General features: G+C 61.7%; 18 protein-coding genes and 1 pseudogene. 5 read left to right on the top strand and 14 right to left on the bottom strand.

Annotated elements, in window-relative coordinates; genetic code table 11:
• Positions 1–32: 32 nt before the first annotated feature.
• Complete coding sequence (locus tag AB7M32_RS05640) at positions 33–620, top strand: phage tail protein (RefSeq protein WP_072409287.1); 588 nt, start codon at positions 33–35, stop codon at positions 618–620.
• Positions 621–666: 46 nt separating this feature from the next.
• Complete coding sequence (locus AB7M32_RS05635) at positions 667–978, top strand: DUF6916 family protein (protein ID WP_454249320.1); 312 nt, start codon at positions 667–669, stop codon at positions 976–978.
• A 132-nt stretch (positions 979–1110) separates the two neighbouring features.
• On the opposite strand, the gene AB7M32_RS05630 is transcribed toward AB7M32_RS05635, so the two are convergent.
• Genes AB7M32_RS05630 through AB7M32_RS05615 form a run of 4 tightly spaced genes read right to left on the bottom strand, consistent with a single transcriptional unit; the run spans position 1111 to position 5811 of the window.
• Positions 1111–1602: a GNAT family N-acetyltransferase gene (locus AB7M32_RS05630; RefSeq protein WP_454249319.1), complete on the bottom strand. Its 492-nt coding sequence runs from the start codon at positions 1600–1602 to the stop codon at positions 1111–1113.
• 15 nt (positions 1603–1617) lie between these two features.
• Complete coding sequence (locus AB7M32_RS05625) at positions 1618–3714, bottom strand: biotin/lipoyl-binding protein (RefSeq protein ID WP_454249318.1); 2097 nt, start codon at positions 3712–3714, stop codon at positions 1618–1620.
• 1 nt (position 3715) lies between these two features.
• Positions 3716–5035 (bottom strand): efflux RND transporter periplasmic adaptor subunit, encoded by a 1320-nt coding sequence (locus tag AB7M32_RS05620; RefSeq protein WP_454249317.1) that lies wholly within the window; start codon positions 5033–5035, stop codon positions 3716–3718.
• A complete protein-coding gene (locus AB7M32_RS05615) occupies positions 5032–5811 on the bottom strand; it encodes an efflux RND transporter periplasmic adaptor subunit (protein WP_454249316.1) in 780 nt (259 codons plus the stop codon). Before AB7M32_RS05615 ends, AB7M32_RS05620 begins: the two co-directional genes overlap by 4 nt.
• Positions 5812–6277: 466 nt before the next feature.
• Here AB7M32_RS05615 and AB7M32_RS05610 point away from each other — a divergent pair.
• Positions 6278–6968, top strand: a pseudogene (locus AB7M32_RS05610) (NYN domain-containing protein).
• Here the strand turns inward: AB7M32_RS05610 and AB7M32_RS05605 are convergent.
• Genes AB7M32_RS05605 through AB7M32_RS05595 form a run of 3 tightly spaced genes read right to left on the bottom strand, consistent with a single transcriptional unit; the run spans position 6949 to position 11332 of the window.
• Positions 6949–9399 carry an alpha/beta hydrolase gene (locus AB7M32_RS05605; RefSeq protein ID WP_454249315.1) on the bottom strand — a complete coding sequence of 817 codons (2451 nt, stop codon included), beginning with the start codon at positions 9397–9399 and terminating at the stop codon, positions 6949–6951. The pseudogene AB7M32_RS05610 and the gene AB7M32_RS05605 sit on opposite strands and share 20 nt — an antisense overlap.
• A 9-nt stretch (positions 9400–9408) precedes the next feature.
• Positions 9409–10851 carry a TIGR01777 family oxidoreductase gene (locus AB7M32_RS05600; protein WP_454249314.1) on the bottom strand — a complete coding sequence of 481 codons (1443 nt, stop codon included), beginning with the start codon at positions 10849–10851 and terminating at the stop codon, positions 9409–9411.
• Positions 10844–11332: a cell division protein gene (locus tag AB7M32_RS05595; RefSeq protein ID WP_454249313.1), complete on the bottom strand. Its 489-nt coding sequence runs from the start codon at positions 11330–11332 to the stop codon at positions 10844–10846. Before AB7M32_RS05595 ends, AB7M32_RS05600 begins: the two co-directional genes overlap by 8 nt.
• A 415-nt stretch (positions 11333–11747) precedes the next feature.
• Between AB7M32_RS05595 and AB7M32_RS05590 the strand changes: the two genes are divergently transcribed.
• Both AB7M32_RS05590 and AB7M32_RS05585 read left to right on the top strand, forming a co-directional pair.
• Positions 11748–12119 carry a DUF6124 family protein gene (locus AB7M32_RS05590; protein WP_454249312.1) on the top strand — a complete coding sequence of 124 codons (372 nt, stop codon included), beginning with the start codon at positions 11748–11750 and terminating at the stop codon, positions 12117–12119.
• A gap of 413 nt (positions 12120–12532) precedes the next feature.
• Positions 12533–13333: an RHS repeat-associated core domain-containing protein gene (locus AB7M32_RS05585; RefSeq protein ID WP_454249311.1), complete on the top strand. Its 801-nt coding sequence runs from the start codon at positions 12533–12535 to the stop codon at positions 13331–13333.
• Positions 13334–13411: 78 nt separating this feature from the next.
• Here the strand turns inward: AB7M32_RS05585 and AB7M32_RS05580 are convergent, their stop codons facing one another.
• The 7 genes from AB7M32_RS05580 to AB7M32_RS05550 form a co-directional block, all read right to left on the bottom strand.
• Entirely contained in the window at positions 13412–14278 is an 867-nt protein-coding gene (locus AB7M32_RS05580; RefSeq protein WP_454249310.1) for an ABC transporter permease, read from the bottom strand.
• Positions 14279–14401: 123 nt separating this feature from the next.
• Complete coding sequence (locus tag AB7M32_RS05575) at positions 14402–15262, bottom strand: ABC transporter ATP-binding protein (protein ID WP_454249309.1); 861 nt, start codon at positions 15260–15262, stop codon at positions 14402–14404.
• A gap of 5 nt (positions 15263–15267) precedes the next feature.
• Positions 15268–16293 carry an ABC transporter substrate-binding protein gene (locus AB7M32_RS05570; protein WP_454249308.1) on the bottom strand — a complete coding sequence of 342 codons (1026 nt, stop codon included), beginning with the start codon at positions 16291–16293 and terminating at the stop codon, positions 15268–15270.
• 37 nt (positions 16294–16330) lie between these two features.
• Positions 16331–17233, bottom strand: coding sequence for a TauD/TfdA dioxygenase family protein (locus AB7M32_RS05565; protein WP_072409312.1), 903 nt, complete (start codon positions 17231–17233; stop codon positions 16331–16333).
• Positions 17234–17600: 367 nt separating this feature from the next.
• Positions 17601–18968 carry an HlyD family type I secretion periplasmic adaptor subunit gene (locus AB7M32_RS05560; protein WP_092446110.1) on the bottom strand — a complete coding sequence of 456 codons (1368 nt, stop codon included), beginning with the start codon at positions 18966–18968 and terminating at the stop codon, positions 17601–17603.
• A complete protein-coding gene (locus AB7M32_RS05555; protein WP_454249307.1) occupies positions 18958–21114 on the bottom strand; it encodes a type I secretion system permease/ATPase in 2157 nt (718 codons plus the stop codon). Before AB7M32_RS05555 ends, AB7M32_RS05560 begins: the two co-directional genes overlap by 11 nt.
• Before the next feature lie 37 nt (positions 21115–21151).
• A complete protein-coding gene (locus tag AB7M32_RS05550; protein WP_454249306.1) occupies positions 21152–22501 on the bottom strand; it encodes a TolC family outer membrane protein in 1350 nt (449 codons plus the stop codon).
• Positions 22502–22653 lie beyond the last annotated feature (152 nt).

Raw genomic sequence — 22653 nt, 5'->3', positions numbered from 1 at the left:
GCGAAACCAATCACCTGAAGGATGAGGAATCTATGGAAGTATTCATCGGCACGATCCAGTCATTCGCCTTTAACTTTGCGCCCAGGGACTGGGCCCTGTGCAACGGGCAGACGCTTTCCCTTTCTCAATACCAGACCTTGTTCGCCTTGATCGGCGTGACGTACGGAGGCAATGGCCAGACCACCTTCATGCTGCCCAACCTGCAAGGCCGCCTACCCTTGGGCCAAGGCAACGGCCTGGGCCTGACCCCGCGCGTCATCGGCGAGGTCTCTGGCACTGAAAACGTCACCCCGACGCTGAACAACCTGCCCAGCCACACCCACACCCTCACGGGCGTCACCGCCTCGACCACCCTGCAACTGGCGAACCCGGCCAGTAATCCAGTGAACACTCCCACGGCCACCAACTCATTCATCGGCACCTCGGGCACCGGGCCAGGCTCGGCGGCGATCTATTCCGACCAGATCGGTGCCTCGCCCGTACCGCTGCAAGGTGTCAGCACGACCGTCAGCGGCACGATTTCCCCCGCGGGCAACGGCATGCCATTGGCCGTCATGAACCCCTTCCTGGCCATCAACTTCAGCATCGCCCTTCAAGGCTACTTCCCGTCCCGTAACTGATGAACCGCCGGAGGGCTGCGGTCCTCCGGCCTACTGGAGTGTCGACATGCTGCAACAGGTTCATAGCCGCCATTTCCAACCGCTGGTGGGCCAGACCGGCAGCCTGACCCTGCCTGACGGCAGTTGCCTACCGGTGCGCTTCGAAACCCTTGAAGAAACACCTCGGGCGAAGATGCCGAGCACCGAGCGCATGCCCTTCAGCGTCGAGTTCAACAGTCTGGAAAGCACCGCGTTCGTGGACGGTCTCTGCGGGCTGGAGGTGCCGGAACTGGGCAAGATCGAGGGGGTGTTCGTGTCACGGATACCGCCCATGGGACGGGATCCGGCGCTGGGATATTTCTACATCGCGTTTAACTAAAAACTGATGGTCCCTTGTGGGAGCGAGCTTGCTCGCGATGGCGGAAGGTCAGCTTGCATCCAAGTTGGATTTACCGCCCTCATCGCGAGCAAGCTCGCTCCCACATTGAACCGGTGGCAAGTCAGGCACTGTTCAGCTCCCTTTCGGATACCAGACCAACCGCTCCGCCGCCGGGTTGCGCTCTTGCACTTCGAAACCCAGCGCCAGGTAGTGCCGGCGTGCATGGGGGTTGCTGGCCCAGACCACGGTCGCCACCGGGCAGCGGATCTGTTGCGCGGCTTTCTGCACCCCTTGCAACACCGCCCGGCCGTACCCCTGCCCACGCGCCTGGGGAATGAAGGCCAGGTACAGCACGCGAATTTCATTGGGGCCGAAATCCGTGCTCAAGGCGCCGATCGCGGTGCCGAGTTTTTCCACGACGTAATGCATGGCGTCGGGGAAGTTCTCGCCCAACCCTCGCTCCTGCACCTGGTACTGCTGGGCAATCACCTGCTGCACCTGTTCGGGGTCGCCGTCGATCCATTGCAGGTCCGGCCGCGCCGCCTGGTACAGGCCCTGCAGGAACGGACCATCGCTGACCCGCGATGGACGCACCACCAACCCCTCTGCCGCCACTGAATCCATGCTTGCTCCCTAGGATTAGAACCCGCTTTCCCTGACACCCAACGCCGCCAACCGTCGCCAGGCCGCTCCCAACACCGACTCGCCCTTGCCCTGCAACACCGCCACGCCACGCAGCGGCTGCACCGGAGCGGACGTGTCGTCCACCGCACTCAGGCGCACACCGTATTGGGCCTGCACCGGCTCGGCCCGTTGCTGCGAATCGCGACGCACCGCAATCGGTCCATGGTGGTCGGACGTCAACGCTTGTTGTTCGACCCAGGCCACGCCGTTGGTATCGATTTCACTCAACTGCACGGCAATCGACGTGTGCATCGGATCGTCCGCGATGAACCGTCCCGTGGCGCCCGGCCCGACCCGCCAAAGCTCGGCTTCGGTGAGGTAGCCGCGCAACCGCGAATCGGTCTGCACCACCCGCGCCAGCACCTGCGTCGGCGACAGCCAGCGCCCTACCGACAGTTGCGGCAACAAATCGCGCACCTGGCCGGCATGGGGCGCACGCAACAGCAGGCGTTCGCGCTGGGCCACCAGGCCCCGGTACTCGGCCACCGCTTCGGCCAGTTGCTGTTCGACGATGCCTGCATCGGCGGCGGTTTCGCTGCGCCCGGCCTGACGGCGCATCTGCAACTGCTGGATCTGGATTTCCCGGCGCACGATGGCCAGGCGCGAGGCCATATCTGGCGATTCCAGTTCAATCAATACTTCGCCCTGGGCCACGGTCTGGCCGTCGTGCACATTCACCTGCTTGACCCTTGCCGCCACTGGCGCATGCAAGGCACTGGCCCGCCCGGCCTCAAGCATGGCCGGCACTTCTACCGCGCTGCGCCAGGGCAACAGCAACAGCAAAAGCAACGCCAGCAACCCCAGGCCGCTCAGGAGCATCCGCCCACCGCGGGCTTGCTCACGGCGGCTCCACCATTGCCGCCATTCATTCACGATGGGCATAAAAATGAACCACACCAATTCCACCATCATCAGAAAAATGCCCAGCACCTTGAAGAACAGGTGATAGACCGCCAGGGCAATCCCGAAAAACAACAACGCCCGCCACAGCCAGGAGCCGTACCCCCAGACCAGCAAACGGCGGCGCATCTTCGGCGACCAGGGTTCCGGCGCCGCCGCGCCATAACCGAACAAGGCTTCGCGCAGGCGCCAGCGGCACAGGGCGAACGCACGCCCCTGAAGGTTATCCACCGCCCAGAAATCACTGAGCAGGAAATACCCGTCAAAACGCATGAAAGGGTTCAAGTTGATGATCAGCGTGGTGATCCAGGTGGCGCTGGCCAGCATGAACGCCGCGGTGCGTGCCGGCCCGTCGGGCAGCAGCGACCAGGCCAGCAGCGCGATGCACGCCAGCAGCAATTCGGCCAGGACCCCGCCGGCACCGATCAGCAACCGTGCGCGACGATCGTTGATCCGCCAGGCGTCGCTGACGTCGGTGTAGAACATCGGCAACAGCACCATGAACGCCACGCCCATGCTTTGCACACGACAGCCAGCGCGCTTGGCCATGAAGGCATGGCCGAACTCATGGCACAGCTTGGCGAAGAGCAACGCCGTGCCGAAGGCCAGTGCACCGCCCAGGCTGAACAGGTGCGGAAACGTCGCGATGAAGCGCTGCCAATCCCGCGACACCAGAAAGATGCCGAGGCCCAGGGTCAGCGGCAGGCCATAGCGCAGGATCCCGGGGCCGCACCGCGCCAACCAGGGCCAGGCCCGATTGAGAAAGGCGTCCGGGCGCCACAGCGGTATGCGAAAAAACAGGTATTGATGCAGCAGGATCTGCCACAGGCTCTGGCGCTGCGCGGCGGTCTTGAAGAGGTAACTGTCGCGCTGCTGTGGGTCCATCGCGCTGATCAGATCATGGCCGCGCAAGAAACCCAGCAGTTGCTCCAGCGACTCGCCATTGAGCGGCAGGCCCGGCTCACGGTTCGCGGCTTGCAGCACCTGCTCCGGATCGCCCAGGGACCAGTGCCGCAACATGCGCATTGCTGCCGCGCCAAGCTTGAAATAGCGCCCGCGCACCGGATCGGCCAAGGTCCATTGCGGCGAGCCGTCCGGGTCCGGCGCCGCCGGGGACAATTGCAGGTCCGGCCGCAGGCTCGGCAAGTCCATGCTACAGGCCTACGCTCTGGCGCAGGCCGGCCAATGGCCGCCGCAACAGGTACAACGCCAGCGGCGCGCGGTCGCCAAAGACCTTCGCCGTGCCCCGCAGGCCGATGCGCGGCGTCGTGGCATCGAAACGCGCGTCCAACCGATACGCCAGTTGCCCGGCGGCGGTAGGCTGAGCCTCATAGGCAGAGCGCTCGAGCCAGGCCAGGTGCCGCTGCAAGGGGTCGCTGTCGAGGAACAACGCCACCTGCGCACCGGGTTCCAGGGCGATCGCGTCGCCCACCGCCAATTCAATACGCAACTCGGCCTGGTTCGGGTCGGCGATTTCCATCAGTCGCTCACCGGTCTGCACCGGCTTGCCGAGCCAGCGCTCGGCGTCGGCGAACACCGCGATGCCGTCGCGCTCAGCGCGTACTTCGCTGCGCTTGAGCAGTTCAAACGCGTAGTTGCGCTCGGCACGTTTCTGTTCGACGCGGGCGGCCAGCAAGTCAATCTTCGAACTGGATTCAGCGTCGGCAAACGAACGCTGGGAATTGGCCTTGAGTTCGGCCTCGGCCACGCCCAACGCACGTTCGGCCACATCGGCCTGGGCCTTGAGGCTGGTACTTTCGAAACGCAACAGCAGGTCGCCGTTCTTGACGGTCTGGTTGGGCTTGACCAGGAACTCGGCAATCACCCCATCCAACGGCGCCGCCACCACCTGCCCGCCCAATGGCACCACTTCGGCCGGGGCCAACACGGACTGGCGCACCGGGATCAGCAATCCCAGCAACAGCAACGCCAGCAGCGCGACCTGGCGTTTGCGGGTCCAGCGCAAGCGCCACGGTTTGCGCGGTTGCAAGGCCAACCAGGCATGACTGTAAGTGTCGCCCAGTTGCGATAACAGTACTTGCTCGGCTGGGGTCCAGGGCAGGTCGCGGGCCAGCCACAAACCGCCGAATACCTGGCCCTGATGATCGATCAACGGCAGCCAGAACACTTGCCCGGCCGACAGGCTTTGCCAGTCCGCCCGGATGGGTTCGCTCACCCCGTCGGCGGCGATCACTCGGGCCTGATTCAGTACCCCCTGTTTGAATAGCTGCGCCACCGCCTGCTCGACAAATGCCACGAATGGCGCATTCGGCTCCACCGTACTGACGCCGGTCACCGCCTGGACCTTGCCGGCGATCAACAACGCGGCATGACGAAAGCCGAACAGGGCCTGGCCGTCGTTGACCAGGCTGTAGCTCAGTTGCGCCGGGGTACGTGCAGCGCGCGTCTGGCGCTCCAGGTCGAGGAAGCGGGCGAACACCTGCTCGGCGTTGCCGGTGATCGGCGCGTTCAATTCGACTCCGCGAAACGCGCGGTACCACTCATGCCGGACAGCAAGCCACTGGCATCCGGCACGCTCGCCACCAGCAACAGGGTCTGGCTACCCTCGTCGATGCGCGCGCCCAAGCGCTTGACCGTCGCTTGCAATGGCTTGCCGGTTTCATCGGGAATAAACGTGAAGGGCTGGCCGGGCTTGAGCTTGCTCATCCAGCGCGACGGCACCAACAGATGGATTTCCAGGGTGCGGTTGTCGACCACATCGAGCAACGGCGCACCGGCCGCCACGCTTTCATAGCGCTGGACCTTGCGCGCCACCACTTGCCCGTCGAAGGGTGCGACCACGCTGCAGCGCTTGACCTGAACCTGATACACCTGGGACTGCGCCTGGGTCTCATTGAGCCGGGCCTCGGCCCGCGACACCTCAAAACGCCCGACTGATTTCAATTGCGCCAATTGCCGGTTATGCGCCAGCTCTTCACCGGCACCCCGGCTGGCCGCCTGGGCCGCGTTGAGCTGGGCCTGATAGGCCGAGCAATCGAAACGCGCCAGGGTGTCGCCCTTCTTGAACGACTCGCCCTCACTGAACGGCAACTCGACGATGCGCCCGGCCAACTCGCTGGCCAGCACCGCCTGGTCTCGCGCCCGAAGCACCCCACGCGCCTCGTTGCCTCTCGGCGCATTGGCCGTGACGCCGCTTTCCAGCAGAGGATCGTCCGCGACAGGCGTTTGCGCCTGCACGCCGCACGTTACAAAGGTCAATCCCACAACCCAACTACTCAAACGTCGCATGACCGTGACTCCCTGACGGATGGGCGGAGTCTACGACAGCGGTGGGGGGCGTCAAGGGAGTAGCCGTCAGGAGTGAGAAAACTCTTGTTTCAAAAAGGTCGAAGAGGGGACAAAAAAACGCTCAGTTTTATCCTGATATGTACGGACATCAAATCCTACAAAGTATTGAGAATTTCCATTCGTTGGAAATGGTTTTCGGTGATGGATTTCTACCGTTGCTCTAAGAGAGGCTCTATTTCGTAACAAACGCTGACAGATCAAGCAAAGAATGGATTTGACCTTCCACCATGCATACGCTCAACACTGTTGCGCCGGTGACGAGAGAGAATCCAGCCAACGGTTGACGTTATGACACGCTCAACTTAGGATGGCCCTACTCAACCCCGTACGCAGAGATTCAGTTCTCTGGCTGTTGGGGTGAAAAAACCGGCTTAGGCCGGTTTTTTCGTTTCTGGGGATCAAGTTTGTGCGCACCGCATTTTTTGTTGACGGCTATAACCTGTTCTATGGACTGCTCGCAGACACACCTTACAAATGGCTGGATTTGCGAAGCCTGTTGTCACACATCGCGCATATCGAAAACCCGCACAGCACAACTGCCTCAGTTGATTACTTCACCTCCTCGGTCAAACCATCACTGGCCACCCGGGTGTCGAGTATCAAAAGAAGCGCAAGATTCTTATATCCGCGCCCTGAAGACCACCCATATCCGTGTCCATTACGGTCATCATCAACTTGAACCTGCCAAAGCCCCTCGTTTCGTTGACAGAAAGACAAAAGCCTCTCGAGAGGACAAAGTCGACATCTGGAAGCTGGAGGAAAAAGAGACGGACGTTCACATAGCAATCAGCATGTACCGAGCCGCTGCAAAGCAAACGACGCTGAAGAATCATGAACGGGTGGAGCAATTGGTCCTTGTATCCAGCGACACCGATATGACTCCCGCTTTGAGAGCGTTGCGGGAGGATTTTCCCGAAACAACCGTTGGCGTTATTCTTCCTCATCGAGCTGAGCTGAATCGTCCGTCTCCAGGTTCGTTAAAGCAGCACGCCCACTGGATACGCCGCGTTGTCACTTGCGACGAACTCCAATCCCACCAATTCCCCAACCGAGTGCCCACGCACAAAGCCCCCGCCATCAAGCCGGATTATTGGTAGTAACCAACCTCAGCTCCCCATCGCAATACACCACCTCACACCCCAACCAACCCACATCCACCTGCGGCAGCACCGCCGAAGGTTTACGCAACTCACGCAGCAAGGTCGAGCCGTGGGACAAACGCCCACCCATGCGCGCAATCACCGCCCGGGCGCTTTGATAGTGTGCATGGCGACCAGGGTCCAACGTGTCTTCAAGCAGAATGTCCTCACCCAGAATTCCCTGGGCCTGCCCCGGATAAATCATGAAGCCGCTGGCCTGCTCGGTGCCTTCACGACCGTCCTGCCAGAAGCTGCCATCGCGGGTGCGGATGTCCGGGTGCGGCGCGAACCAATGTGCTCGGTCAGCCGTCGGCATGGCGTGGTGCAGGCGAAAGAACATCCGCATCAGGTTATCGCGATACCATTCGCGCACTTGCAGGTAGTAACCACGCAAGCCCGGCAGACCGGTCGAATGAGCCAGGCGAATCGCCAGGGGCCATTGTGGGAAGGCCTGCAAGGGCAACTCGGTCGGCGCCGGGCGTGGCGTCGCCGGATCGGTTTCCCACGGCAAGCGATGGGGGCTGTGTTCAAGATCGTCATAGGCGGTCGGCGGACGCCCCAACAGGTCGCCACCGCTGCTGGCCAAGGCACTGGCGATGCACAGGTTGCCCTGCACCACGAACACGTAGAAGCGGGTGAACCAGTCGGCCAATTGCTGGCCGTCGGCACCTTGTCCGCTCAGGTCGTGCAGCTCTCGGTCAAAACGCCGCAAGCCGTTTTCCAACGTCAGCAAATGCCCGCGGGCGATGCGTTGCATGCGCAGAAACAACGGCAGCGAGCGCAACAGGCGCAGTGGCCGCCAAGGCAGATGCGGTGTCGCGCCGCCGACCTCGCCGGCATAGCTGCTGGCGCTGATGCCCCAGTCGGCCAGCCGGGCGAGAAACAAATCGTTGTTGATATACGAAGCACCGCCAAACACCGCCGTGAACGGCTCGTTGTCCTGCAACCCCCGTGAGTCCCAGCGCGCCATGATCGCCGGGATGCTCGCCGCCGCACGACGCTGGGCGTACTCCACCAAGGCGCTGGGTTGCGGCGGCAGAATCTCGGCGATGTTGGCGGCAGTCAGGTGGCGGCGCCAGCCGTAGTCACTGATCGGCCGGTATTGCAGCAACCACAGCTGGATGCCGTCCCAAGCCCATTCGACGTCACCGGGCACGTAGTGGAAGACCCGCAGCACGCCTTGCAGGAAGCGCCATAGCACGTCTTCGGTCAGGCCATGGGCGGGCTTGAATGTGCCGCTGTTCCATGACTCGCCGAGGCGGGAAAGAATCGCCCGCTCGGGGCTCGCCTGACCATCGGCCAACGACTCCAGGTGACCTTCGACCCACTCCAGTTCTACCGCCAAATGGCGCACGAAGGCGATCCCCGACAGCCGTGGCGTGATGAAACGCTGGACCACCACTTCCTCGACACCCGCCGCCGTCAACTCGGCAATGCGCACTGGCACGTTGTGCGTCGGTTCACGCAGGAACGTGGTGCTCAGGCCGGCATTCGCCGCGTCGGCCTGATCTTCGCCATAACTGGAGGAACGCACGGCCCAGATAGCGTCCGCCTGGCTCTTCAGAAAGTTCGGCAAGCGCGGATCATTGCGGTCGTTGAGCGTCAGCGCCGCAGGCACCGGCTGCCCAGCCAATGCCGCCAGACGCAAACGGCCGCCCTTGGTGTGCGCAACGAACCCACGCTCGCCCGACTCCAGCCACGCGGCGAACTCGGCCGGCGCATCGACCCACGGGTAGTGACCCCAACCGGGCTTCAGGCTTATGGTCAGATCGGCACGGGCCAGAATGGCGGACCAGGCCGCCGCTTGCGCGACGCCCAGCACTTTGTCCTGATCGCCCCAGACCAATTCGACCCGGTCGGTGATCCATTCCAGCAGTGGCAACGCGGTGTCCGCACGCAGTTGATCCCAGAGCGGCACAAAGGCGCGGCAACGGGCATACCCGGCGCCCATGCGTTGGTATTGCGCGGGCGTCCAGGTCTGGTGGGAGAATTTGTGGGCGAACAGCGTCGGCTTGTTCGAGAGCAGCCAGTGAATGGTCTTGCGAATCGGCGGCGGCGACATCAATGCCGGCAATCGCCGCTGCCACAAAAACGCGCCCACCGGCGCCAGCAACACGCTGCGGCAGAAGTGCCCCGGCTGACGTTGCAGCGCATGCAGCACCAGCAACGCACTCACCCCCACCGCCATGATCGCGCTGCCCTTGACCGTCGCCGCCAGCAAGGCTTGCGCGTAGGCCGCCAGGTCTTCGCAGGGGGCTTGAGGGTTGTTACCGAAGCCGGGCAGTTCCAGCGGCACCACGTCGTGGTGCTGAAAATGCGGTACCGCGTCGTCCCACCAATCGGCGGCGCTACCGTTGCCGGCCAGCAGGTACATCCGGGGCTTGCTCATGGACGGTCCTCAGGCCAGGTCGCGCAGGGCAGCGTCGAGGGTTGGGTAACGGAACGTATAACCGGCCTCGACGAGACGGTTGGGCACCACGCGCTGGCCGTCGAAAAACAACTGGGCCATCTCACCCGCCAGGGCACGCACCGGCGCGGCTGGGATGTGGAACCACACCGGACGCTTGAGTACCTTGCCGACGCGCTCGGCGAACAGCGCCTGACTGACGGTTTCCGGTGCCACCAGGTTGTAGGTGCCGCTCAGGCTTTCGTCATCGAACGCACGGGCGATCACTTGGATGACATCGTCGCGGTGCACCCAACTCATGATTTGCCGACCGTCGCCCATCCGTCCGCCGAACCCCAGGCGAAACGGAATCAACAGCGGCAGCAATGCACCACCAGGGCCGAACACCACGCCCAGGCGCATCACCACCTGGCGCACGCCCAACTCCGTGGCGGGCCGGGCGGAGGCCTCCCAACGCACACAGAGCTCAGCCATGAAGCCATCGCCCCGGGTGGCACGTTCATCGAGGCTTTCGCTGGCGTCGCGCACGCCATAAAAACCGACGGCCGAGGCCTGTATCCACAACGCCGGTTTGTGTCGGGCGTTTTTCAACCAGGTCATCAAGGCTTCGGTGGTATTGACTCGGCTGGCGATGAGTTGCGCCTGACGCTTGGGGCTCCAGCGCGGCCCGGCCACCGGGGCGCCCGCCAGGTTGATCACGACGTCGAAGGTTTCGTCATGGCCCAGTTTGCCCAACGAACGCAGGCACCGGGCGCGGCCGTCGAACAGATAGGCCGCTTTCAACGGATCGCGAGCCAGCACGCTGACTGTGTGCCCGGCGTCGAGCAGCTGATTGACCAGCGTCTCGCCGATAAACCCGGTGCCTCCCGTGACCAGCACGCGCTTGTGGGCGCCACCGGCAAACGGGTTGGCAGGCTTGCCCGCGCGTTGCATGCGCAAGGCCGCCACGCCGTCGCGAATCCCCGAGGCCGTGACCCCGATGGCGAACAAGGTCAGCAGCCAGCCGCGCCAGCCCAGGTCGATCCCGCTCAGGCCGGAGGGCAAACTCGCCCACTGCGCCAGTTGCACTCCGTACAGCGCGAAGAAGGCACCGCCGTTGACCGCCAGTACCGTGTGCATGATCCGCTCGATGGGCGGCAGTTTGCGGCTGCGGTCCTCGACCACGAAGTCCCACAGCGTCAGACCGATCTCCAAGGCGAACAGCAGCGCGATGACAATCGCCCAGGTGCCTTTGAAGGCCAGATGGGCAATGCCCAGGAACAGGATCCCGTAGAAGCACGAACGCAACGCGTGGATCGACAGCTCCAGCCGCGCACTGTGGCGATAGGGCAAGGCGACGGTGAGTTCGTGGTGATACAGGGTATCCAGCGCGCCCAGGATCGCCTGGGCGATCAACAGCGTGATGGCCCAGTCCAGCAGGGAAAAGTCAGGCATGGTTTGCATCACTCGGCGCGTGGTCAATCAGGGAGGTGCGGCGGTCATGGCGATAGAGCCAGAACAGCGGCGGCAGTAACAGCAGCAGCGCAAGACCGTCGAGCCACAAGTGCGACCAGACCCGCGCCTGGGCGGAAATCAGCATGTCCTGGGGCGCCCAGAGCAGGATGCCGGCGATCATCCAGCCCCAGGGCATGGCGCGCTTCAATCGATTGCCGATGTGCACGAGGGCGAGCATGTACAGCGCATAGCTTTGCAACGTGGCGCCGAACAAGGCCAGCCACCAGACCTGCTGCGCGCTGGCCGTCGCGGGTACCACGGCAGCGCCCCAGAAGGTTTGTTCGATGTTTTGCAGGTAGCCATCGAGCAAGCCCGAATGGCCTGCCCAGCTCAGGGTGACGCCGGCAAGCAGATGCATCAGGGCGGCGGCATAAAGCCAATTGACCAAGGCTTTGCGAAGGGTGCTTTGAGGGACTGGCATTCCGTGTCCTGAAGGCTTGCTGGAGGGTCGCAAGTCTAATGGAAAAGGAGGTGGCTTTATCTGGCTATTTGGATTGGGTGCACTCGTACAGTTGGGTCCTAGGAGATTTCCTTCAAGTTGTAGCGATATTGGTGAACTTGTCCGGCTTGGGGCCCGCCGCTAGTCTGGGTTTGTCACTGAAAAAACGGTGACACGGACGTGCAAGTCCGGGTAAAAGAACGCCAAACAATGACACCAGCCATTATATCGAGCATTCGTGCTCGTACTTTATGGCGGCTGTGTGCGGGGAGATCTTCGGGTCTGCCGAGTTTTTTGGGCGTCTTACTCGGTCTTGCACACCCTCACATAGCTGCCACCCTTAGATCGCGTGCAAGCGAACCAGGGCGGTTCTGAAATTGAATAGGAAGCCCAAACCATGTTCAAACCTACGCCCAACCCGCCACCATCCTCGTGCAAATCTCGGGTCGAAACCCCGGATACCAAAAAACTCGACGAAACCGCCGAGCGCGTTCTCGACTATTACCTCAATCCCAAACCGGCCGATGAAACCTCTGGCAAAACCCAAACCGTCCACCTCTTCATGGTCGCCCCGGACATCGATACCGAAACCCTGCTGGCCAATGCCTCCGAAGACCTGCTGTCCATCAGCGCCATCGCCACCGACCTGGCGGATGACGTTGAAGGCAGCCGCCGCAGTGTCATCCTGGCGATCAGCCGGATGGCCGACGGGGTGCATTTGTTGGTGGAGCGGGCGATGGATCGGCTTGAGGTCCAGGCTTCGGGCTGACATTCCTGTGGTGGATTGAAAACCGCCATCGCGAGCAAGCTCGCTCCCACAGGGGTTTGTGTCGACTGAGATATCGAGATCAACACCCGTCAACTGTGGGAGCGAGCCTGCTCGCGATGACGCCAGCCCAGACAACCCAGAATCCGTGGCGAGGGAGCTTGCTCCCGCTCGACTGCGCAGCAGTCGCAAAACCCGGCAACGCGGTCAGCCTGAAGAAACGCAGGGGCCTGCTTCGCAGGCCAGCGGGAGCAAGCTCCCTCGCCACGGGTTCGAGCTGCCAGGGTCTTCCCTCCAGGAGCTTGCCCCTGAGGTGGGATGTGGAACGACTAGCAGTTCTGATAGTTCTCCAACCGGCGCCAGAGGTGTAGAACTATGGCCAACAGTTCCGAGCCTCACGCTTGCGAGTGTTTCGTATGACTCAAAGCAAACCGAACGATCAAGAGAAGCCAAGCCAGCAACGGACGGTGTTGCTGGCAGTGGATCTCAAAAATTCGGTACTTGCTGAACTTGACGCGGGTAATCCCAATTGCATTGCGTACTCCCCGTATGGTCATCAATCGGCACAACATGGGGTCATGTCCCAGTTGGGGTTCAATGGCGAACGGCGCGAAGCCATACCTGAATGGTACTTTTTGGGTAATGGCTACCGCGTCTACAACCCACGGCTGATGCGCTTTCATAGCCCGGACAGTTTGAGCCCGTTTGGTAAGGGTGGGCTGAATGCGTATATGTATTGCGGTGGGGAACCGGTGATGAATTCGGATCCGACGGGGCATTTCTTTTTTAGGGTTATAGTGGCCACGGTAGCTGCCGCGGTTGTGCAGCGTCTCGACGATAGCATTCCCCTTTTCGCGAGATTGACAGTTGATCAGTCGGCAAGCCCTATAACGACAATTAGTCAGCGTATAAAAAACCTAGGCATTGCAACACGAGTCAAAAAGGTGGTGACCGAAATACCTTTCAGTAACCCAGGTACGGGGCCGAAAGTGAAGCAACAATCGCTTTATATGTTCTCCGACAAGCCCTCCTCCTTCGGCAGTGGTTCTTCCTCAAGCTCTGGAAGTTCTGGTTATGCAAATAGAACCTCGCTCACAAAACCCCAACCAAAACCTCAAGGTCATGGTTATGCAAACAGAACGTCGATCCCACCCAAAGAAACAAAACCTCCACGTACCACGAGTACAACCGCCGGAGGTATCAGAGAAGAAAAATGAGTTTACCAGTTGCGAATGTCGGCTAGTTTCGGCAGTTAGCTCATCACAGCTTTTCCCGTGATGAGCGCCAGCCCCATTTTACCGCTGCATCCCCCAACGCTTCACCGTCACCCGCTCCAAACTGTCGAACACCAGGTTCTCCACCAACAACCCAATCAAAATCACCACCGCCAACCCGGCAAACACCTTGTCGGTGTACAGCTCGTTGCGGTTCTGGAAGATGTACCAGCCCAGGCCGCCCTTGCCGCTGGTGGCGCCAAATACCAGTTCGGCGGCGATCAGGGTGCGCCAGGCGAAGGCCCAGCCGATTTTCAGCCCGGCGAGGATCGACGGCAGCGCCGCCGGGATCAGGATGAACAGCACAAAACGCAGGCCCCGGAGCCCATAGTTGCGCCCGGCCATGCGCAGCGTTTCCGACACACCGAGAAACCCCGCGTACATGTTCAACGCCAGCGCCCACAGCACCGAATGCACCAGCACGAAAATCAGGCTGTTCTGCCCCAGGCCGAACCAGAGCAGCGCCAACGGCAACAGGGCGATGGCCGGCAGCGGGTTGAACATCGACGTCAACGTGCTGAGCAGGTCGCGGCCCAACTGCGTCGACACCGCCAAAGTGGTCAAGCCAAACGCCAGGACGATGCCCAGTAGATAGCCCTTGAGCAGCACCACCAGGGAAATCCACACCTTGCCCAGCAGCTCGCCGCTGAGCAAACCGTCGTACAACGCGCTGGCGGTCTGCAAGAAACTCGGCAGCAGCAGGTCGTTATTCTGGTAACGCGCCACGCCCTCCCACACCACCGCCAGCAATAACAGGATCAAACTTTTTCGCAGCCAGCCTTGTTGCCAGAGGCGCTGGCCCAAGGGCAACTCCCGCTCCAATGGCACGTGGGTCAGGGGTTGCAGGTCGACTTCGTACTCTTCGCGCGCAGGCGATAACTGGCTCATAAAACTCTCTTCCTCAATGCCTTGCACCAACCTGTAGGAGCTGCCGAGCGAAGCGAGGCTGCGATCTTTGCGCCAACAAGCGATAGATCAAAAGATCGCAGTCTTCGGCAGCTCCTACGGGGGTCAATAGGCGATACGGATGTTGGTGAAATCCAGCTCACGCTCGGTTTCAGGCGGCTGGCCTTCATTGAACAGCAGTCCATGAATCCGCCGCGCCGTGTGCTGGAACCCCACGCCACCGAGGCTGTGCAAATCGTATTGATGGCTGTGGACTTCCGCCCGCACACGCCCGGGGTGTGGTGACAACAGCAGAATGCGATTGCCCACCACCAACGCTTCCTCGATGGAGTGAGTGACGAATAACAGCGTGAAACGCACCTCTTCCCAGAGCAGCAGCAGTTCTTCCTGCATCTTGCGTCGGGTCAGGGCATCGAGGGCGGCGAAGGGCTCGTCCATCAAGAGGATTTTCGGCTGCATCGCCAACGCCCGGGCAATCGCGACGCGCGCTTTCATGCCACCGGACAACGTGTGAGGGTAGGCATCGGCAAACCCCGCCAGGCCCACTTTGTCGAGGCAATGCAGCGCCCGCTCCTCGGCCTCGCGACGCTTGAGGGTGCCAGACGCCAGCAGCGCGAACATCACGTTTTGCTTGACGGTTTTCCACGGTGGCAGTTGATCGAACTCCTGGAATACTACGATCCGGTCCGGTCCCGGCGCGTTGACGGTTTGGCCTTGCAAGCGAATCTCGCCTTCGCACGGCGTGATGAAGCCACCAATGGCCTTGAGCAAGGTGGACTTGCCGCACCCGGACGGGCCAAGCAAAACAAAACGGTCCCCAGGGTCGACTTCGAGACTCACTTGGTGGGTGGCCCGTACCACCCGCTGTGGGGTGCGGTATTCCAGGCTGACGTTATCCACCGACAACAATGCCGTGTCGGTGCGGGTGGGGTTGCTGGCCGCGTGGCCTTGCAAAAGCGCGTTCATGACAATCAGCTCCCCTGCAACGGTTTGTCGTCCTGGAAGAAATAGTCTTCCCATGACGCTGGCTTGTTCTTGATGGCGCCGACGCGGTAAAGGAACTCGGCCAGCGGGTAGGTGTTTTTCGGGGTGACGGTGAATTCGATCTGCGGGTTGTCGATGATTTTCAGCAAGGTCGCCCGGTCGATCTTGGCCTTGGTCACCCGCAGGTAGGTGTCCGCCGCCGCACCTTTATCGTTCTGGGCGAACTCGGCCGCTTCGGTCAGCGCCTCGACGAACGCCTTGTAGGTCTTCGGGTTTTCATCGCGAAATTTCTCAGTGGCGAACAGCACCGTGGGTGAGTTCGGCCCAAGCACGTCATAGGAGTTGAGCACCACGTGCACGTTGGGGTTTTGCAGGGCCTGATCCTGGAACGGCGGGTTGGAGAAATGCCCGGTCAACTCGGTGCCGCCGGCAATCAACGCCGACGTGGCGTCCGGGTGCGGGACGGCCAAGGTGTACTTGTCGAGACGATTGAAGTCCTTGTCGCCCCACTGCTTCGCGGCGGCGTATTGCAGGAAACGCGACTGCACCGAAACCCCCACCGCTGGCACCGCGATGCGGTCCTTCTCGGTGAAGTCGGCAATGGTCTTGACGTTGGGGTTGTTGCTCAACAGGTAATAGGGAAAGTTGCCCAGGGAGGCCACGGCCTTGACGTTCTGCTTGCCACGGGTGCGGTCCCAGACGGTCAGCAACGGCCCGACGCCGGCTCCGGCAATGTCGATGGAACCCGACAGCAATGCATCGTTGACCGCCGCCCCGCCGGACAGTTGGGTCCAATCGACCTTGATGTCGATGCCCTCCTCCTTGCCGTGCTTCTCGATCAATTGCTGGTCGCGGACCACGTTCAGCAACAGGTAAACGATGCCGAACTGCTCGGCGATCCGAATCTCGCCCTCGGCGTGGGCGCTGGCCGGCGCGATCAGGCTGCCGGCCAGCAAACTGAAGCCCAGGCCGATGGCAGCGGCCAGCGGTGCAAAAGCAATGCGTTTGGACATGGTGATTCTCCGGGCTCTTGGCGCGAGGCGCAGCCGATCAGAAAGGGGCGTCGCCCTGGATGGTGGTGCGATACAGCTTGCGGCGCAGATGGCTCGGGCAACCGGCGGCCAGGTGGATCAGCGAGCGGTTGTCCCAGAACACTAAGTCATGGGGCTGCCATTGATGGCGATAGATGTTTTGAGGCAACACGCTGTGGGCATACAGCTCCGTCAGGATGGCTTTGCTTTCATCCTCCGGCAGGCCGACGATGCGGGTGGTGAACCCCTCGCTGACGAACAATGCCTTGCGTCCGGTTTCCGGGTGGGTGCGGACGATGGGGTGCACGACTTCGGCCACCTGGGCCAGTTGCTCCGGCGTCAACGTCGGGCGCCAGTTGCCTTCGAATTTGGTTTCGCTGTAGCGCGCAGTGTAGGAATGCGCCGCCGAACGACCCTCGACCGCTTTACGCAACGTTTCGGGCAAACCGTCCCAGGCCTTGTGCATGTCGGCGAACAGCGTGTCGCCGCCTTCGCTCGGCAGTTCCTGGGCGTGGAGCATCGAGCCGAGGCTGGGCAGCTCCTTATAGGAAAGGTCCGAATGCCAGAACTTGCCTGCATCGCCGAGGCCGATGGATTGGCCGTTTTCGATGATGTTGGACACGATGAGGATTTCCGGATGCCCGGCCAGCAGGAACTGCTTGAGCACATGGATTTGCAGCACGCCAAAACGGCGGCTGAAGGCGATGTGCTGTTCGGGGGTGATGCGCTGGTCGCGGAACACCACCACGTGATAGTCCAGGTGTGCGCGATGGATGCGGGCGAAATCCTGGTCGTTGATGGGCCGGGACAGGTCCAGCCCGACGATCTCGGCGCCGACGGCATCGCGAAACGGGAGGATTGCGAACGACTGCGGCGCGATGGTCGCGGCATTTGAATCTGGAGAAAAAGAGACGGCTGGCATACATCACTCCCACGCACGGCGCGCTTCAATGGGCGCGCAGTCGATCAAAAACTCACGGGGTTACCGTGTTGGTTTGTGTCGTGCGGCGCGCCGATTGGTCGGCAGGTACGCAGGGGGATGACTTTAAAGCTATAAGAATTGAAATTTAAATACCGTTAATGAATAACGATATGGCGTTTCACTCAGGTGGCAGAAACTGTGGGAGCGAGCTTGCTCGCGATGACTCCAGGTCATACACCTATTTGTCGCTGACCCACCGCCACCGCCATCGCGAGCAAGCTCGCTCCCACAGGGGTTAGCTGAAGAGCTAGCACCACAAAGCTATCCAGCCACCGATGGGCGGCTATGGAGGACACAGGCTTGAACACTACCGCTCGTGCAACGCCTCGGACCGGGCCTTGATGATCGGCTTGAGCAGGTAGCTGAGCACGGTTTTCTTGCCGGTGATGATGTCCACCGACGCCACCATCCCAGGGATGATCAGCAAGGGTTTTTCAGGCGTGCCCAGGTGGCTGCGTTCGGTGCGCAGCTTGATGATGTAGTAAGTGGTTTTCTTGTCTTCATCGGTGATGGTGTCGGCGCCGATCTGTTCCAGCTTGGCTTTCATCCCGCCGTAGATGGTGTAGTCGTACGCGGTGAATTTCACCGTGGCGTCCTGGCCGGGGTGCAGGAAGGCGATGTCCTGGGGGCGGATTTTCGCTTCCACCAGAATGGTGTCGTCCAGCGGCACGATTTCCACCAGGTCGCTGCCGGGCTGGATCACGCCGCCGATGGTGTTCACCAGCAATTTATTGACAATGCCGCGCACTGGCGACGTCACCAGGGTCCGGCTCACCCGGTCTTCCAGGGCCTTGCCGGTGGCCTGGGCCTTGTTCAGGTCGGTGCGGGCTTCGTTGAGCTGGGTCAGGGCTTCGCTGCGAAACTTGCCGCGGGTCTCGTCGATCTTGCGCTGCACTTCCTTGATCGCCGATTCGGCGCGGGGGATCGCCAGCGTCGTGGCGTCCAGTTGCCCACGGGTCTCGACTTCGGCGCGCTTGAGCCGCAGCACTTCCACCGGCGACACCGCGCCCTGGGCCACCAGCGGCTCGGACATGTTGATTTCCTGGCGTTGCAACGCCAGGCCGGAGCGGTACTGCGCCTGCTTGGACACGAACTCGCGCAGTTCCTGCTGGCGCTGGATCAACTGCTCCTGCAAGCCGCCGATTTCGTCGTGCAACTGCTGGCGGCGGCTGATGTACAACGACTCTTCGCTGGCGGCCTGGCCTGGCACCGCCTTGAGCACATCAGCCGGGAAGTTCAGCGGCCGGTCATCGACCTCGGCGCTCAGGCGCTCGACTCGCAACAGCATGGACAGTCGATCAGCCTCGGTTTCGCCGACGTTGGAGACAAACCGTGTGTCGTCCAGGCGAATCAACGACGCGCCGGCGTCGACGATCTGCCCTTCCTTGACGAACAGCTCTGCGACGATGCCGCCTTCCAGGTTCTGGATTTTCTGGATCTTGGACGATGGGATCGCCTTGCCGTCGCCCTTGGTCACTTCGTCGATCTCGGCGAAGTTGGCCCACAGCATCAGGAATACAAAGAAGCCGATGATGCCCCAGATCGTCAAACGCACCACCCGGGGAGCATCTTCGATCAGGGCTTTGTTGACCTCGGGCAGCGGTTGACCGTGCAGCGAGTCGGAACCTTTGAAATAGCGGCCCACCCCGCCCTTTAAACCTGACTTAAGCAACACTGATCTGCCCCTTCTTCAGCGCTTCCATGACAGCGGCTTTCGGGCCATCGGCAAGGATCTGCCCACGGTCGATCACCAGCAGGCGGTCCACCAGCGACAGCAAGGATGCCCGGTGCGTCACCAACAGCACGGTCTTGTTTTCCACCACGGCGGCCAGGCGCTGTTTCAAGCGTTCTTCACCGGTGTTGTCCATCGCGCTGGTGGGTTCGTCCAGCAGCAGGATGGGCGGGTTGAGCAGCAGCGCGCGGGCCAGGGCGACGTTCTGGCGCTGGCCACCGGACAGGTTCTGCCCGCGCTCGCCGACTTGCAGTTCATAGCCCTGCGGATGCAGGCGGGCGAATTCGTGCACGCCCGCCAACTCGGCGGCCTGGAGCACCAGTTCGTCTTCGACGTAACGGGCGCCGGAGGTCAGGTTGTCCCGCAGGGTGCCGGCCAGCAGTTGGATGTCCTGGGGGACGTAGCCAATGTTGTAGCGCAGCTCGCTGACGTCGATCTGGCGGATGTCCACGCCGTCCACCAGCAAGGCACCGTCGTCAGGCTGATACAGGCCCACCAGCAATTTGGCGAGGGAGCTTTTACCCGAGCCGCTGCGACCGATGATGCCGATTTTCTCGCCGGGCTTGATCACCAGGTTGATGTTCTTCAGCGCGGCGTTCTGCTGGTTCGGGTAGGTGAAGTTCAACTGACGGCATTCAATGGCGCCCTGCAGTACCTTGCGGCTCAGCGGACGCTCTTCGAAATTGCGCTCTTGCGGCAACTCCATCATCTGGTCGACCGAGGTCATGGTCACCCGCGCCTGCTGGTAACGGGTCAACAGGCCCGACAGCGACGCCAGCGGGCTGAGGGCGCGGCCGCTGAGCATGTAGCAGGCGATCAGCCCGCCCATGCTCAGGTTACCGGCGATGATCTGGTAGACGCCGAAGATAATCATGATCACGCCAGCCAATTGCTGGATCAACAAGGTGATGTTCATCGCCAGGCCGGACAACATTTTCACCCGCAACTCGAGGCGGCTGAGGGTGCCGATGGTCTGTTCCCACTGGTACTGGCGCTCGCTCTCGGCGTTGTTGACCTTCACCGCATCGAGGCCCGCCAGGGTTTCGATCAGGCTGGACTGACGTTCGGCGCCCAGGGCCATGGTGCGCTCCATCGTCGCCACCAGGGGCTTCTGCAACGCGTAGCCGATCAACAGGGCAATGGGGAAGGCCAGCACCGGGATCCACACCAGGTGCCCGCCGAGGATTGCAATGACCAGGAAAATCAGCAACGTGAACGGCAGGTCGATCAGGCTGGTGAGGGTCAACGAGGCGAGGAAGTCTCGCAGGCTCTGGAACTCATGGATATTCTGGGCAAAGCTGCCGACCCGCGCCGGGCGGTACTTCATGGACATGCCGACGATGCGCTCGAACAACGTCGCCGAGATGATCAGGTCGGTTTTCTTGCCCGCCAGGTCCAGGCACAGGCTGCGCAGCATCTTGAGGATCAGGTCGAACACATAGGCGCCGGTGATGCCCACGGCCAGCACCCACAGGGTCGATTCGGCCTGGTTCGGCACGACGCGGTCGTAGACGTTCATCACGAACAATGGCGCGGCCATGGCGATGATGTTGATCAGCAGGCTCGCGGCGATGGCATCGGCGTACAGCCAGCGGGACCGCTTGAGGGTGTCGCGAAACCACGAACGCGCCCGGGGAATGAGCGTGCCATGGTTAACGTCAAATTTATGCTGCGGTTGGGCGAAGAACACCTTGCCACTGTAGTCATCGGCCAGCAGTTCGCGGCTGACGGTCACCTCACCGCCGTCGCTTTCGCTGAGCAGCAGCCGCGCCTGGTCGTCACCGACCCAGCCCAGCAGCACGGCGCTGCGGCCGTCTTTGAGCAGCAACAGGGCCGGCATGGCGATGGTCGGAATCTGCTCGAGCTTGCGTTGCAGCACCCGGCCTTGCAGACCGGCACGAGCCGCCGCGCGCGACAATAATTCGACGCTCAGCCGTTGCTTGGGCAGTGGCAGGCCCGTGGTGAGCATCGCTGCGCTGGCCGGCTTCTGGTGCAGCATGCAGAGCGCCAGCAGACCGTCCAGCAACGGGTCGTCGTGCAGCGTGCGCGGGTCATCAACTAGTTCGACTGGACTGACTTCTGATTCCACGCTCGGCACTCTGACTGATTAAAACAGGTGGTAGGACTCAATTCATTCCAGGCAACTGGACCTTGGGTTTCACGTCGTTCTGCACAACCGATGCCAACGGTGCGACCACACCCTGGCTTTTCAACAGTTGGCCCATGGTTGCCTTGATCCGGTACTGGGTGAACAACTGCACATTCTTGATTTCCGCCAGGCGACGGGAAGCGCTGAACAGCTCGTTTTCGCTGTCGAGCAAGTCGAGCAGGGTCCGCTCGCCAAGGCTGAACTGCTTCTGGTAGGCGGTGCGCACGCTGGTGCTGCGATCCACGTATTGCTGAGCGATCGGGACTTGAGCGTTGGCGTTGTTCAAGGCGTTCCAGGCCAGGCCCAGCTCTTCGTTCAACTGGCGCAGCGCGTTGTTGCGGATGTCCAGGGCCTGGTTGGACAGGTACGACTTGGATTCCAGGTCGGCCTTGTTGCTGCCACCGGCATACAGGTTGAAACGCATGCGCAGCATGGCCTGCCACTCGTTGTTGTGGCCGTTCTGGCCGTCCAGGTCGTTGTCGGCCGTGCGGCCCAGCTCGGCGTCAAAGCGTGGGTAGAAGCTCGATTTGGCGGCTTCGTACTGTTGCTCGGCGGCCGCGATGTCGGCTTCGGCCGAACGCAGCACCGGGCTGTTTTCCAGCATCTGAGCGCGGGCTTCGGTCAGGTTGGCCGGCAACAGCGCCAGAAAGTCGGCGGGACGTTCCAGTTGATCGGGCAGTTGGCCCACGGCGCTGAGGTAGTTGGTCTCGGCGTCGGCCAGGTTGGTCTGTTCGGTGATCAAGTTGTTGCGGGCCTGGGCCATGCGCGCTTCGGCCTGGTCCAGGTCGGCGCCGCTGCCCACGCCACGGGAGGTGCGCAGCTTGATCTGGTCGAAGATGCGCTCGTGGCTCTTGAGGTTTTCCTCGGCCAGGCGCACGAACTCACGACGGGTCAACACGTCCAGGTAGACCTGGGCCACGGTCAGGCCGGTGCGCTCGGAGGCATCCAGCAACGAGTAGGCACGGGCATTGACGGTGGCTTGTTGACGCCCTACTTCGCTGGACGTCGCAAAACCGTCAAAAACCATTTGCGAGAGACGCAGGCTCGACTCGCTGCGGTTCAGGGTTTCCCAATGGTTGTTGCTGCCCGACCGGGTGGTGACGCTGTCGGTGCCTTCACGGCCATACCCGGCTGCGAGGTCCACCCTAGGCAGGTAGCCGCCCTTGGCCGCCTTGAGTTGGTAATCCGCCGCGAGACGACTGCTCACACCGGCCTGGATTTCAGGATGGACATCCAAAGCCTGCTGCATGGCCTGCGGCAAGGTTTGTGCTTGTACAAAATTGGCGGCGAGGACGAAGGGTAAAGCCTTGAGCAGGTGCGAACGCATGGTTGGATTATTCCCAAAACTCTTGTCTTGAATCACAGCGAAAGGTGGCGCTGCATCGGATGATGGCAACCGGAATGACCGTATGTCGGAAAGTTCGAAACAGGAGCTGGAACACGCACTGGAAGAACAGGTCGCCGCTTAAATATCAATGT

The sequence above is a fragment of the Pseudomonas sp. R151218B TE3479 genome (assembly GCF_053629195.1).
Note: the sequence above shows the minus strand (reverse complement) of the source record. Positions and strands in the feature narration are given on the sequence as shown.